Below are 14120 nucleotides of genomic sequence, written 5' to 3' on the forward strand. Positions count from 1 at the left end.
GCGATCAGTATGAGCCTGCTTAAGATGCGATGCTATCGGGCACTCAGCCCGGACGCAAGCGCATTTAAGCATAATTAGAACATCGCTTCTAACGGCTATTTATGCTGCAGAGCAGCATCAACGGACGCCTTCAGCGATGGCAGCTTGTTGCTGCGGGCTGGCAATCCGCTCGGCGTCGAGCGTTGCGAGGCGGGTGAGTTGGTCGAGCTGCTGTTGACGTTGAGCGAAATCAAGCAAAGCCAATTTTTGCGCTGCACCATAAAATCGCACGAACGTTCTTTCCTGTTTCATCAGCTCGCGGAAGGCGGGCAGATAATCGTGGTAAGTTCCCACCGCGCTGAGGTGGGCGTTGGTCAGCGGCTCGGCAAACCAGCGGTCGTAGCCGGCGTAGCCGCCCCAGCTTTCCTTGAGCTTTTGGTAGTCCGATTTGAGGTGGGCGAAGATGCGCGTCTTCTCGGCGCGGCGGTGGCGGGTGCTGGTTTTGCTGGCGTAATTATCCGCCAGCATCTGGCGGTGCTTGACCAGCAGCGCCAAAAAGTCCTGGCGGCGCGCGTTGTTGCGCACATAGCTCTCGCGCATCTCGGGCGTACCGTACAGTTCCAGCCAGCGCTGCACGCCGGCCTCCTCGACGGCGGTGGCGAAGCTCTCGTTGAACTGGGTATCGCCCTGCACGTACACGACCTGGTGCGACAACTCATGGAACACCATGCGCGCCAGCTCGGCGTCCGAGTAATTGATGAAGGTCGACAGCAGCGGATCGCTGAACCAGCCGAGGGTGGAGTACGCCGGCACGCCGCCGACCTGGACATCGTTGCCCTCGTCGCGCAGCTCGTCGGCGTAGGCGGTGGCATCCGCCTTGCTGTAGTAGCCGCGATAGCTGACGCAGCCGGCGATCGGGAAGCACCACTGGATCGGCCGCAGCGACAGCTCCGGCGTGGCGACCACGTTCCACAGCACAAACGGACGCGACAGCGCGGCGTAGTTCTTGTAGCTGGCGTTGTTGGGAAGGCCCAGTTCCTGCACCGCGAAGCGGCGTATCAGCAGGGCCTTTTCAAGGCGGGCCTTGAGGCGGGGATCGGTGTTCGGATCACCCAGCCAATCGTCGATCGGACGGGCGTCCGACCACAGCGCGTACTGGCCTTGCGCGGCCTGCACGTAGTACCGCAACTGGGCGCAACCGGCCAGCAGAAGTACGGAGCATGCCGTCGCGAGCCAGTACTTGGCCCGCATGGCACGGCGGAGAAAATTGCGCATATGCTACCTTCAAGCAACGACTCTTTCAATCTCTACGAGTGTATCGTAAAAAGTCGGTGCGCGGCCCATGTCGGTAAGGCGCTGGCTGGTGACCTCATTGGCGTTCTTGCCATCCCTGCCTAGCTTCTTCCACCACACTGACAAACCGACAACCAGGCCCGGACGGGCCTTGTCCGTGACGCGCGCTTTGGCGATAAAACTGCCTCTGTCATTGTGGATGCGCACCATATCGGCGTCCGAAATGCCGCGTTTTGCCGCATCGTCGGGGTGGATGTCGAGGTGCGGTTCGCCCTCCGCGGAGCGCAAACTCTTGACGTTTACAAATGTCGAATTTAAAAAGTTTCGCGCCGGCGGAGAAATCATCGCCAGCGGATATTTTTTCGCAAGTTGAGGGTTGCTAGCAACAGATTCGTAAGGAGGTAGATAAGTCGGCAACGGATCGAGTCCGTCGGCTGCCATCGCGGCGGAATAGAACTCGCATTTGCCGGACGGCGTCGTGAAGCCGCCCTGTGCGAACGGGGCCTCCGGCATGTTGAGCTTTTGCCAGCCCTTCAGTTTCAACGACTCCCAATCGAAGTGCACGGCGCGCACGTCCTTGGTGTTGAAGGCGATCGATGCCAGCGCGTCGTCGCTGTCGCGGAAGCACGGATCGTCGAAGCCCATGGCCGCCGCCAGCAGGCGGAAAATCTCGGTGTTGGGCTTGGATTCGCCCAGCGGCGCGATGGCGGCGTTGTTGGCCATCATGTACAAGTGGCCGAACGAGGTGTGAGCGTCGACGTGTTCGAGCTGCGTGGTGGCGGGTAGCACGATGTCGGCATAGTCGACGGTGTCGGTCTGGAAGTGTTCCAGCACGACGGTGAACAGGTCCTCGCGCGCGAAGCCCGCCGCCACCTTCGACGAATCCGGCGCGATCGCCACCGGGTTGGAGTTGTAGACGATGACGGCCTCCACCGCCGGTCCGAATTCCGGCGAGGCCGGGCGCAGCAGGTCGTCGCCGATGGTGGTCATGTTGATGGTGCGCGGCATCGATTTGAGCAGGTCGGGCCGCTGCAGCGCCGCCTTGTTCGACGGGAAGGAGCCGCTGGACGACAGCTGGATGCCGCCGGCCGCGTGGCGCCACGCGCCCACCAGTGCCGGCAGGCAGGCGATGTTGCGCACGGCCGTGCCGCCGCCGCGCACGCGCTGCACGCCGTAGTTGACGCGGATCGCCACCGGCTCGCCGGCCTGGGCTTTTGCCCCGTACAGGCGCGCCAGGTCGACCACCTCGGCCACGGTGATGCCGCAGGTCTCGGCGACGCGCTCAGGCGTCCATTCGGCGGCGCGCGCTTTTAACCGCTCAAAGCCGAGCGTATGCTGCGCGATGTAGTCATGATCGAGCAAGTCCTCGGCGATGAGCACGTGCATCAGGCCCAGCGCCAGCGCGGCGTCGGTGCCCGGCAGCGGCGCGATGTGCTGGTGGCATTTCTCGGCCGTCAGCGAGCGGTACGGGTCGATGGCGATCAGCTTGGCGCCGTTGCGCTTGGCTTCCTGCGCGCGGGTCCAGAAATGCAGGTTGGAGGCGATCGGATTGCCGCCCCAGATGATGATCAGCTTGGCGTTCTGGAACTGCTCCATGTCGGTGCCGACCGATCCGCCGATCGTGTACTTGTAGCCGGTCGCGCCGGCGGTCGCGCAGACGGTGCGGTCCAGCAGCGAGGCGCCGATCTTGTTGAAGAAGCGCGAGGACATCGATTCACCCTGCAGCAGGCCCATGGTGCCGCAGTAGCTGTACGGCAGGATCGCTTGCGGCGCGCGCGCGGCGATCGGCTTGAGTTTGGCGGCGATGGTGGCCAGCGCCTCGTCCCAGCTGATGCGCTCGAACTTGCCCTCGCCCTTTTTGCCGATCCGGCGCAGCGGATGCAGCAGGCGTTCGGCGTGGTAGGTGCGCTCGGTATAGCGGGCCACCTTGGTACACAGCACGCCGGCGGTGGTCGGATGGTCCGGGTCACCCTTGACGGCGGTGGCGACGCCGTCCTCGACCGTCACCAGCAGCGCGCAGGTGTCCGGGCAGTCGTGCGGACAGACCGCGCGAACTTGTGTGGTTGTCATTATCAAAAGTCCAAAAAGTGTACACTGAAAGCAGTATCGTAAACCATTCCGGGGCGGCGCTGTCCGGCTTGGGGCCGCTCTGGATCAAGTCGCGTGACAAGGGCTACAATGGCTATTCTCGCTACTCACAAGGCAAGCGAACCCATTTTGGAGAAGCACATGAAACTAGTTGATCCCATCATTGCCTTTCAGTCCGAATTGCAGCACATCCGGCGCGACCTGCACGCCCATCCGGAGCTTTGCTATGAAGAGCAGCGCACCTCCGACGTGGTCGCCGACAAGCTGACGGAATGGGGCATCCCCGTGATTCGCGGCCTCGGACTCACCGGCGTGGTCGGGATCATCAAGAACGGCAGCTCGCCGCGGGCGATCGGCCTGCGCGCCGACATGGACGCGCTGCCGATGCAGGAGGTCAATACCTTCGCACACGCGTCGCGCCATGCCGGCAAGATGCATGCCTGCGGCCACGACGGCCACACGGCCATGCTGCTGGGCGCGGCCAAACACCTGGCCGAGCACCGCAACTTCGACGGCACCGTGTATGTGGTGTTCCAGCCGGCCGAGGAAGGCGGCGCCGGCGCGCGCCGCATGATCGAGGACGGCCTGTTCGAGCAATGTCCGATGGACGCGATTTACGGCATGCACAACTGGCCCGGCATTGCGTCCGGCCACATGAGCGTGGTCGAAGGGCCGATGATGGCTTCCAGTAACGAGTTTTACCTGACCATCAAGGGCAAGGGCGCCCACGCGGCGCAACCGCACAAGGGCATCGATCCGGTGATGGTGGCGGTGCAGATCGCGCAGAGCTGGCAGACCATTATCTCGCGGCAAAAGAGTCCGCTCGATACGGCGGTGCTGTCGATTACCCAGATCCATGCGGGCAGCGCCACCAATGTCATTCCGGACGAGGCGAAGATGGTCGGCACCGTGCGCACCTTTACCACGCCGGTGCTCGACATGATCGAGACGCGCATGGGCGAGATCGCGCAGCACACGGCGGCGGCGTTCGGCGCCGAGGTCGACTACAAGTTCCGACGAAATTATCCGCCGCTGGTCAATCATGCGGCCGAGACGCGGTTCGCGGTCGAGGTCATGAAGGAGGTCGTGGGGGCCGACAAGGTGGACGACAATGTCGAGCCGACCATGGGGGCGGAGGATTTCGCGTTCTTCCTGCAGGCTAAGCCGGGGTGCTATATCTTCATCGGCAATGGCGAGGGAGATCACCGCGATGGCGGCCATGGGCTGGGGCCTTGCGTGCTGCACAACGGTAGCTATGATTTCAACGACAATCTGCTGCCCGTGGGGGCGAGCTTTTGGGTGCGGTTGGCGGAGCGCAGTTTGCCGTTGAATTAAATCACGACGCGGCGCGCGCCTTGGCGGATTACGGCGTGCCGCCTAAGCCGCCCTACGTGGTCTGGTCCCGAGCCGTTCCTACCCGTTGCCCGGGGTTGAGCGCTTCCAACCCCACCAATGCCGCCGAATGGTCGGCTTGCGGCATGGTCTCGGCCAATACCCTGTAGCGCTCGGTCACCAATTCGGTCACCGGCAGTGTCACCCCTGCCGCTTCGGCCGCCGCCAGGATGTTGCGCTGATCCTTCAACTGCGTGGCGACCTTGCCGCCGGCGACGAAATTTCGCTCCAGCATGCGCTGGCCATGCACATCCAATATCTTGCTCTCGGCGAAACCGCCACGGATCGCCGCGCGCATCGCCGCCGGATCGGCGCCGGCCGCTTGCGCCAACAACATCGCCTCGGCCACGATATTGATCGTCGCGCCGACTATCAATTGGTTGCACAGCTTGGCCACCTGCCCGCTGCCGGCAGGGCCGACCAGCGTCGGCCGCCCGATCGCCGTCAACACCGGCTCCGCCTCGGCGAAGTCGGCGGGATCGCCACCGGCCATGATCGCCAGCGTGCCGGCCGCCGCGCCGCCAACGCCGCCCGAGACCGGCGCATCGACGAAACGCTTGCCCTCGGCCCGCAACAGCGTGTGGAACGCTTGCGCCTCCGCCTGTTGCGTCGAACTCATGTCCACCCACAATGCGTTCGGCGCCAGAGCCGGCAAGGCGTCGCGCATCACTTGCGCCACGATCGGCCCCGCCTCCAGCATGGAGATGACGATGCCGGCATCGCGCACGGCCTGCGCCAAGCTCGCCACCGCCAGCGCGCCGGCCGGCGCCAGCGCTTCCGCCTTGGCAAAGGTGCGGTTCCAGGCTGTAACGGAATGGCCAGCCGCCAGCAGGCGGCGTACCATCGGGTCTCCCATCAAGCCGATACCGAGAAATGTGATTCGCATAGACAATTCCGCTCCTGGGCTAATCAAAACAACGGTGCGCCGGAAGAAATTTCGGAACACCGGTACAATCTTGGCAGCCGTATACACATGAATACAGCACTCAATACAAGGATACTATGTTCGCGAAAACAATGATGGCAGCAGCGGTTGCGCTGTTGATGAGCCAGGCCGCGATGGCCCAACAACTGGTCGACTCGGTGTCGGTGGACTACGGCACGGCGTCGAAGCAACGTATGGTTCGACTGAGCGCGGCCAAGGATTGGGACGTCAGGTGGTTCCAGTCGAACGGCACGCACCTGAGCGGCTACTGGGAAGGTAGCGCCGGCTACTGGCGCCAGAACCAATACCGCAACGTGCCGGGCCAGGAAAAAAGCCTGTGGGACGTCGGCTTTACCCCGGTTTTCCGCTTCCAGAATGACAACAAGAAGGGGATTTACTACGAGGCCGGCGTCGGTGTCCACCTGTTGTCGAGCCTGTATAGGAACGACGGCAAGGAATTGTCGACCGCCTTCCAGTTCGGCGACCACATCGGCATCGGCTATGTCATGCAGAACAATTGGGAAGTCGCCCTCAAGTTGCAGCACTTCTCCAACGGCAGCATCAAGAGTCCGAACGGCGGCGCGAACTTCCTCGAAGTCAAAGCCGCTTACCACTTCTAAGCCGGCTCCAGCCAAAAAGGCCCATGTGCGCGATGCCCACATGGGCTTTTTTGTTACCAGTGGTACCTGGCGGATGCCACGACGGTAAGCTCGCGCCCCATGTAGCATTCGCCGTGGTAGCAGATCGTGTTGTATTTCCTGTCCAGCGCATTGCTGGCGGTGAGCGCGAAACGCCACGGTCCCGTGTCGTAGCGCAGCGAGGCGTTCAATAGCGTGAAGGCGCTTTCGTTATTGCTGTTGACCTCGTCGTTCGGCCGCTCGCCGACATAGTTGAGCCCTCCCCCGACTCCGAAGCCGCCGCCCAGCGCGTAGTCCAGCCACACCGAGGCGGTGCGCTCGGGGACGGTGGCCGGAACCTTGCCGACCTCGGTGGCGTCGGCGCTCTCAAGCACTTTCAAGTGCAGCGCGGTGAACGATGCGGTGGCGCTCAGTTGACGGGTCAACGCCGCCTTGGCCTCCACTTCCAGTCCGCGCGAGCGCTGCTTGCCGATCTGGCGGGCGTCGCCGGTGATATTGTCGTAGGTGACGACATTGGTCTTGCGCAAATCGAACAGCGCCACCGTGAACAGGCTGGCGCCGCCGTCCGGCTGGTACTTCACGCCCGCCTCGACCTGCTTGCCACGGCTGGGCTTGAACGGATTGTTGCTGGCGTCGGCGCCGCCGACCGGCAGGAACGAGTTGGCGTAGCTGACATAGGGCGCCCATCCCTGCCCGATCAGATAGCTCAGGCCGGCCCGGCCGCTGAAGGCGTCGTCGCTCTGCGTGGCGCGGCTGGCGTTGAGGCGGTTGGCCGTCACGCTGGCGACGTGGTCCTGGCGGCCGCCGACGGTGGCGACCCAGCGCCCGCCGAAGCGGATCTGGTCCTGCGCATAGAGGCCGACCTGGTCCATTTTCTGCGTGAAGTCGGCGGTCGGCGTGCGCGGCGCGGGGATCGCCATGCCATAGAGCGGATTGAGCAGGTCCAACCCGGGCGCGGCGCCGCGAAAGCGGTACGCGCTGCCGTCGGTATGATTCCAGTCCAGGCCGAACAGCACGGCGTGCTCGGCGCCGCCCGCGCGCAGCGCGCCATGTAACTGGGAATCAAGCGATGTCTGCTTGAGCCGGTCGTCCCACGAGCGCGTGCTGCGCGACAGCGTGTGGCCGTCGGCCTCCAGCGCGTCGCCCCACAAGGCGTTGCGTTCGATCGCGATGTCGCTGTGGCGGGCGTTCTGGCGCAGCGACCAGCTGTCGTTGAAAGCGTGCTCGAGTTGGTACCCGACCGAGTACTGGTCCTGTTTGAAGCGGCTGAACGAAGGGTCGCCGTACTTGATGTGGCGGATGCCGCCGGCCGCGGGGAAATTGACGTAATACGGGTCTTCGTCGGATTTGTCCTTGATGAACTCGGTCAGCAGCGTCAGCGAGGTGGACGCGTCGGCCTGCCAGCGCAGCGACGGCGCCAGGTAGGCGCGGCTACGGTTGATGCGGTCGCCATCGGGATAGCGGTCCTGGTCGTCGCTGTCGAGCGCGAGGCCCAGCACCCGGTAGGCCAGCGCGCCGTCGTCGCCGACCGCGCCGCCCACATCGACCGCGACCTGCTTGCGGTTGAAGCTGCCATATTGCACCTCGATCTCGCGCCTGGGATCGGCGCCGGGTGTCTTGCTGACCCGGTTGATGACGCCGCCCGCGTCGCCCTGGCCGAACAGCACCGAGGCCGGTCCGCGCAGCACTTCGACCCGCTCCAGTCCCCACGGCTCGGTCATGCGGTAGACAACGCCGAATTGCGTCTGCGGCAGGCCATCGCGGTAGCTGCTGGAGTTGCCGGGAAAGCCGCGCAGCGAAATGTATTCCCAGCCACGGTTGTCGGGGCCGTAGGCGGCCACCGCGATACCCGGCGTCTGCGCGACCACGTCCATGATGTCAAGCGCGCCGCGCGCCTCCATCTCGGCGCGGCCGATCACCGAGATCGACTGCGGAATCTCGCGCAGCGCCGTGTTGGTCTTGGTGCCGGTGGCGCTACGGGTGGCGACGTAGCCGTTGACCGGGCCGGCGGCCGTTTCCCGCTCCAGTTCACCTGTGACGGTCACGGCAGGCAGCGTGGCGGTGGCCGGCAGCGGCCGCGCCGGCGCCTTCGACAACAGATAGCTGCCGTTGGGCTGGCGCGTCGCCCGCAGGCCGGTGCCGGCCAGCAGCGCCTCGAGCCCCTGCTCGATGGTGTGGTTGCCCTGCAGACCGGCGCTGCGCAGCCTGGCTGTGCTATCGGGGCTGAACGACAGCAGGATGCCGGCCTCGCGGCCGAAGCTGCTTAAGGCGTCCTCCAGCGTGGAGGGCGGAATGTTGTAGGCGCGCTGTTGCGCCGTGGCGGGCGCGGCCACCACACAGGCGGCCAGCGCGACCAGGCCGGTGTTGACGATGATGGATACCTGATGGGGCCGGCCTTGCGGACGATGACGATTCATTGCAAATCCTTCGCTGACGATTAAAGATGAGTGCTCTCATCTTGTCTGTCCCGCGAAAATGGAAAACGGACCACTTGGGCACCGAGCGTGTCCATCATCGTCGTTGGCCACCGGCGGCTTGCACGGCGGATTACGCTTCGCTCTTAAGGCCTACCGGCAGGTAGGCCGCCTCATTCGGTGGGCCCCCGGGGCGGATTGGCGGGCCTCACCCGCTAATCCGCCCTACACGATCAAACCTGACGCCTACGGTTTGTAAGCCCCAGAAGCGCGTGACCGTTTCGATCCGTAACGACAGCAACGCGGCGAGGGTCTCGAGCACGCGGTCGATGTCGGCCAGCGGATACGAGCCGGAGACGCGCAAGTGGGCGACCTCCGGCGCGCAGGACATCGACAGCGCGCTATACCGGCTTAGCTCCGACAGGAAATCGCCCAGTCGCATCGACTTGGCAACGATGAAGCCGTCGGTCCAGGCGATGCTATCGGGATTGGCGACGGAATGCGCGCCGACTGCATTAAAGGTGAACCGCGCTCGAGCGCCGGCACCGAGCAGCCGCGACGGCGCTCCCGGCGCGCGCGGTTCGACGCGTACCGCACCGGCGTACACGGCGACATCGGTCGACGATTCCAGTAGACGGACCGCATAGCGCGTGCCCAAGGCCCGCGCTATGCCGTGGTCCGTCTCAATCAGGAAGGGGCGGCCGCCGGCGTCCTTGGCGGTGCTGACCAGAATCTCGCCGGCGATGAGGCGCACGCGCCGCTCGCTGGCGGTATAAGCGATATTGACGGCACTGCCGGAATTGAGCGCCAGCGTGCCGCCGTCGGCCAGCGTGATGGTTCGGCGTTCGCCTGTCGCGGTGCGCTGGTCGGCGGTCCACTCGGCCCAGCGGGTTCGGTCGCGCACGGTCCAGGTGACGCCGCCGGCGAACAAGAGCACCGTCAGCGAGGCCAGCGCTTTGCGGCGCCTTGCCGACGACGGCGGTGTCAGGGCCGCATGGGCCACCTCGCGTTGCACCGACGCCGCCAGCTGGAACTTGCCATTGACCGACTCGATGCGCTGCCAAGCCCGTTCGTGGTCGGGATGGGCGGCGCGCCAGCGCCGCAAGGCCTCCAGGGATTCGGCAGAAATGTTCTCCGCTTGCAGGTCGACCAGCCACTCGACCGCGCGCAGAGCCACCTCGGGCGGCAGCGGCCGCTCAGCTACCGAAGACATCGGCGAAATAGCATTGCCGCGCGGCGCGTACCAGATAGCGTTTCACGGTGGTGATGGAGATGCCCATGGCCCGGGCTACATCGGCGTGGTTCAAACCATCGAGCTGGGTGAGCAGAAACGCGCGCCGCACGGGCGCCGGCAAGCCATCGAGCATGCGGTCGATTTCATGCAGCGTTTCAAGCAGGATCGCACGGTCCTCCTCGGATGGCGCGCAGGCCTCTGGCACCATCGCCAACGCCTCCAGATAAGCCTGCTCCAACTGCTGCCGGCGCCAGTGATTGGCCAGTACCCGCTTTGCCACCGTGGTCAGAAATGCCCGCGGCTCATTGAGAACCCCAACTTGGTCTCGGCTCAGCAGCCGCATGAAAGTGTCGTGCGCCAAGTCGGCGGCGGTATGGGAGTCCCCCAGCTTACGGCGCAGCCAGTCCTTGAGCCATCCATGATGGTCTGTGTAGAGCGTATCGTTCTGCTGAAGTAACATGGACGGAGAGCCTGGAAATGAGAACCATTCGCATTCTACACCGTATAGACGAAAAAAAACCCCGACCAGATCACTGGAAGGGGCTTTTTCATATAACTAGCCTGACGATAACCTACTTTCACACTGGTTGCAGCACTATCATCGGCGCAGAGTTGTTTCACGGTCCTGTTCGGGATGGGAAGGGGTGGGACCAACTTGCTATGGTCATCAGGCATTGACTTGTACTGGGCTGCGCGCATTGCGTCGCCCTGAATCTGGAAGTAGTAAGTAATCAGTATCTCAATACTGGGTAATGAAGTTGTATCAACGAACGCCTCAACGCACTTCTCATTCACCACAACCTGCTAAGGTTATAGGGACAAGCCGTACGGGCAATTAGTATCAGTTAGCTTAATGCATTACTGCACTTCCACACCTGACCTATCAACGTCCTGGTCTCGAACGACCCTTCAAAGAGCTCAAGGCTCTGGGAAATCTCATCTTAAGGCAAGTTTCCCGCTTAGATGCTTTCAGCGGTTATCTCTTCCAGACTTAGCTACCCGGCAATGCCACTGGCGTGACAACCGGTACACCAGAGGTCTGTCCACTCCGGTCCTCTCGTACTAGGAGCAGCCCCCTTCAAATTTCCAACGCCCACGGCAGATAGGGACCAAACTGTCTCACGACGTTTTAAACCCAGCTCACGTACCACTTTAAATGGCGAACAGCCATACCCTTGGGACCGGCTACAGCCCCAGGATGTGATGAGCCGACATCGAGGTGCCAAACTCCCCCGTCGATATGAACTCTTGGGAGGAATCAGCCTGTTATCCCCAGAGTACCTTTTATCCGTTGAGCGATGGCCCTTCCATACAGAACCACCGGATCACTATGTCCTACTTTCGTACCTGCTCGACTTGTCAGTCTCGCAGTTAAGCACGCTTATGCCATTGCACTATTAGCACGATGTCCGACCGTACCTAGCGTACCTTCGAACTCCTCCGTTACACTTTAGGAGGAGACCGCCCCAGTCAAACTGCCTACCATGCACTGTCCCCGACCCGGATAACGGGCCAAGGTTAGAACCTCAAATGAACCAGGGTGGTATTTCAAGGTTGGCTCCACGATGACTGGCGTCACCGCTTCAAAGCCTCCCACCTATCCTACACAGATTGATTCAAAGTCCAATGCAAAGCTACAGTAAAGGTTCATGGGGTCTTTCCGTCTAGCCGCGGGTAGATTGCATCATCACAAACACTTCAACTTCGCTGAGTCTCGGGAGGAGACAGTGTGGCCATCGTTACGCCATTCGTGCAGGTCGGAACTTACCCGACAAGGAATTTCGCTACCTTAGGACCGTTATAGTTACGGCCGCCGTTTACTGGGACTTCAATCAAGAGCTTGCACCCCATCATTTAATCTTCCAGCACCGGGCAGGCGTCACACCCTATACGTCCACTTTCGTGTTTGCAGAGTGCTGTGTTTTTATTAAACAGTCGCAGCCACCAGTTTATTGCAACCCGTTCACCCTACTGAAGTAAATCAGCCAAGCTACAAGGGCGTACCTTTTCCCGAAGTTACGGTACCAATTTGCCGAGTTCCTTCTCCCGAGTTCTCTCAAGCGCCTTAGAATACTCATCTCGCCCACCTGTGTCGGTTTGCGGTACGGTCTCGTATGACTGAAGCTTAGAGGCTTTTCTTGGAACCACTTCCGATTGCTTCGAGACCGAAGTCTCTCGTCCCGCTCCCTTGAATTACGCGCCCGGATTTGCCTAAGCGCCTTCTATGAAGCAGCAACCAACTATTCCAACAGTTGGACAACCTTCCGCGATCCGTCCCCCCATCGCATCATACGACGGTGCAGGAATATTAACCTGCTTCCCATCAGCTACGCATCTCTGCCTCGCCTTAGGGGCCGACTCACCCTGCTCCGATGAACGTTGAACAGGAAACCTTGGGCTTACGGCGTGGGGGCTTTTCACCCCCATTATCGCTACTCATGTCAGCATTCGCACTTCTGATACCTCCAGCATCCTTTACAAGACACCTTCGCAGGCTTACAGAACGCTCTCCTACCATATGCTTACGCATATCCGCAGCTTCGGTGACTGGCTTAGCCCCGTTACATCTTCCGCGCAGGACGACTCGATCAGTGAGCTATTACGCTTTCTTTAAATGATGGCTGCTTCTAAGCCAACATCCTGACTGTTTTAGCCTTCCCACTTCGTTTTCCACTTAGCCAATCTTTGGGACCTTAGCTGGCGGTCTGGGTTGTTTCCCTCTTGACGCCGGACGTTAGCACCCGACGTCTGTCTCCCAAGCTCGCACTCATCGGTATTCGGAGTTTGCAATGGTTTGGTAAGTCGCGATGACCCCCTAGCCATAACAGTGCTCTACCCCCGATGGTGATACTTGAGGCACTACCTAAATAGTTTTCGGAGAGAACCAGCTATTTCCAAGTTTGTTTAGCCTTTCACCCCTACCCACAGCTCATCCCCTAATTTTTCAACATTAGTGGGTTCGGACCTCCAGTGCGTGTTACCGCACCTTCATCCTGGCCATGAGTAGATCACTTGGTTTCGGGTCTACACCCAGCGACTATCGCCCTGTTCGGACTCGATTTCTCTACGGCTTCCCTATATGGTTAACCTTGCCACTGAATGTAAGTCGCTGACCCATTATACAAAAGGTACGCAGTCACGGAACAAGTCCGCTCCTACTGTTTGTATGCACACGGTTTCAGGATCTATTTCACTCCCCTCCCGGGGTTCTTTTCGCCTTTCCCTCACGGTACTGGTTCACTATCGGTCGATTACGAGTATTTAGCCTTGGAGGATGGTCCCCCCATATTCAGACAGGATTTCTCGTGTCCCGCCCTACTTGTCGCACGCTTAGTTCCACACATCGCATTTCACATACGGGGCTATCACCCGCTATGGCTCCTATTTCCAGAGGATTCTGTTATGCGTCATGCTAAAACGTGCAGGCTCTTCCCATTTCGCTCGCCACTACTTTGGGAATCTCGGTTGATTTATTTTCCTGCAGCTACTTAGATGTTTCAGTTCGCCGCGTTCGCTTTGCATACCTATGTATTCAGTATGCAATGACCTAAAAGGCCGGGTTTCCCCATTCGGAAATCTGCGGATCAAAGCTTGTTTGCTAGCTCCCCGCAGCTTATCGCAAGCTACTACGTCCTTCATCGCCTGTAATCGCCAAGGCATCCACCATGTGCACTTATTCACTTGTCCCTATAACGTTAGCCCCTTGCGACTAAACAAAGGAGCGGTTATAGAAATAAGAAGTACTACGTTGTTGCGTTTGTTGATACATACAATCATTACCCATCGCGCCACCTGTCGGTGATGCGATCAATAAAAATTTACTTACTTCTTCCAGATTGTTAAAGAACGTACAGCACTTGATCTCTAAAAGATCAAACCTAAATCGCAACCAAACTGGCTGACTTACGTTTGAACTTTTGGTGGAGGATGACGGGATCGAACCGACGACCCCCTGCTTGCAAAGCAGGTGCTCTCCCAGCTGAGCTAATCCCCCATTGGGTAAGACTGGTAGGGCTGGTTGGACTCGAACCAACGACCCCCGCGTTATCAACACGGTGCTCTAACCAGCTGAGCTACAGCCCCAAATGCTGTTCTTTATATTGACAGTCGATAAGTGTGAACGCTTGATGAGTGAACCGTTTAACGGGTTCGTGCCA

At 60.9% G+C, this 14120-nt stretch carries 8 protein-coding genes, 2 tRNA genes and 2 rRNA genes; 2 read left to right on the top strand and 10 right to left on the bottom strand.

The window, feature by feature from the left end:
- Nucleotides 1-117 precede the first annotated feature (117 nt).
- Together NHH73_29725 and NHH73_29730 are read right to left on the bottom strand one after the other, a co-directional pair.
- Entirely contained in the window at nucleotides 118-1254 is a 1137-nt protein-coding gene (locus NHH73_29725; protein USX26680.1) for an aminopeptidase, read from the bottom strand.
- A gap of 9 nt (nucleotides 1255-1263) precedes the next feature.
- Complete coding sequence (locus NHH73_29730; protein ID USX26681.1) at nucleotides 1264-3342, bottom strand: molybdopterin oxidoreductase family protein; 2079 nt, start codon at nucleotides 3340-3342, stop codon at nucleotides 1264-1266.
- A 159-nt stretch (nucleotides 3343-3501) separates the two neighbouring features.
- Between NHH73_29730 and NHH73_29735 the strand changes: the two genes are divergently transcribed.
- Nucleotides 3502-4695, top strand: coding sequence for a M20 family metallopeptidase (locus NHH73_29735; protein USX26682.1), 1194 nt, complete (start codon nucleotides 3502-3504; stop codon nucleotides 4693-4695).
- 52 nt (nucleotides 4696-4747) lie between these two features.
- On the opposite strand, the gene NHH73_29740 is transcribed toward NHH73_29735, so the two are convergent.
- Complete coding sequence (locus NHH73_29740) at nucleotides 4748-5596, bottom strand: NAD(P)-dependent oxidoreductase (protein USX29750.1); 849 nt, start codon at nucleotides 5594-5596, stop codon at nucleotides 4748-4750.
- Between the two features lie 176 nt (nucleotides 5597-5772).
- Between NHH73_29740 and NHH73_29745 the strand changes: the two genes are divergently transcribed.
- Nucleotides 5773-6297: an acyloxyacyl hydrolase gene (locus tag NHH73_29745; protein ID USX26683.1), complete on the top strand. Its 525-nt coding sequence runs from the start codon at nucleotides 5773-5775 to the stop codon at nucleotides 6295-6297.
- A 53-nt stretch (nucleotides 6298-6350) separates the two neighbouring features.
- Here NHH73_29745 and NHH73_29750 read toward each other — a convergent pair whose 3' ends face one another.
- The 7 genes from NHH73_29750 to NHH73_29780 form a co-directional block, all read right to left on the bottom strand.
- A complete protein-coding gene (locus tag NHH73_29750; GenBank protein ID USX26684.1) occupies nucleotides 6351-8732 on the bottom strand; it encodes a TonB-dependent siderophore receptor in 2382 nt (793 codons plus the stop codon).
- Nucleotides 8733-8937: 205 nt separating this feature from the next.
- A complete protein-coding gene (locus NHH73_29755) occupies nucleotides 8938-9942 on the bottom strand; it encodes a FecR domain-containing protein (GenBank protein ID USX26685.1) in 1005 nt (334 codons plus the stop codon).
- On the bottom strand, nucleotides 9926-10423 hold the full coding sequence (locus NHH73_29760; protein ID USX26686.1) for a sigma-70 family RNA polymerase sigma factor: 498 nt from the start codon (nucleotides 10421-10423) through the stop codon (nucleotides 9926-9928). The genes NHH73_29755 and NHH73_29760 overlap by 17 nt, the downstream gene beginning before the upstream one ends.
- A gap of 99 nt (nucleotides 10424-10522) precedes the next feature.
- Nucleotides 10523-10635 (bottom strand): 5S ribosomal RNA (gene rrf, locus NHH73_29765).
- 142 nt (nucleotides 10636-10777) lie between these two features.
- Nucleotides 10778-13650 (bottom strand): 23S ribosomal RNA (locus NHH73_29770).
- Between the two features lie 231 nt (nucleotides 13651-13881).
- A tRNA-Ala gene (locus NHH73_29775) sits at nucleotides 13882-13957 on the bottom strand.
- Between the two features lie 12 nt (nucleotides 13958-13969).
- Nucleotides 13970-14046, bottom strand: a tRNA-Ile gene (locus tag NHH73_29780).
- Between the last annotated feature and the right edge of the window lie 74 nt (nucleotides 14047-14120).

Source organism: Oxalobacteraceae bacterium OTU3CINTB1 (assembly GCA_024123955.1).
Lineage (GTDB): Bacteria > Pseudomonadota > Gammaproteobacteria > Burkholderiales > Burkholderiaceae_D > Rugamonas.

What these genes read in the sequence shown, in the direction of transcription:
- NHH73_29735 (USX26682.1), top strand. Translation starts at nt 3,502, where the DNA reads ATGAAACTAGTTGATCCCATCATTGCCTTTCAGTCCGAATTGCAGCAC.
- NHH73_29755 (USX26685.1), bottom strand. Translation starts at nt 9,942, where the DNA reads ATGTCTTCGGTAGCTGAGCGGCCGCTGCCGCCCGAGGTGGCTCTGCGC.
- NHH73_29725 (USX26680.1), bottom strand. Translation starts at nt 1,254, where the DNA reads ATGCGCAATTTTCTCCGCCGTGCCATGCGGGCCAAGTACTGGCTCGCG.
- NHH73_29750 (USX26684.1), bottom strand. Translation starts at nt 8,732, where the DNA reads ATGAATCGTCATCGTCCGCAAGGCCGGCCCCATCAGGTATCCATCATC.
- NHH73_29730 (USX26681.1), bottom strand. Translation starts at nt 3,342, where the DNA reads ATGACAACCACACAAGTTCGCGCGGTCTGTCCGCACGACTGCCCGGAC.
- NHH73_29740 (USX29750.1), bottom strand. Translation starts at nt 5,596, where the DNA reads ATGGTACGCCGCCTGCTGGCGGCTGGCCATTCCGTTACAGCCTGGAAC.
- NHH73_29760 (USX26686.1), bottom strand. Translation starts at nt 10,423, where the DNA reads ATGTTACTTCAGCAGAACGATACGCTCTACACAGACCATCATGGATGG.
- NHH73_29745 (USX26683.1), top strand. Translation starts at nt 5,773, where the DNA reads ATGGCAGCAGCGGTTGCGCTGTTGATGAGCCAGGCCGCGATGGCCCAA.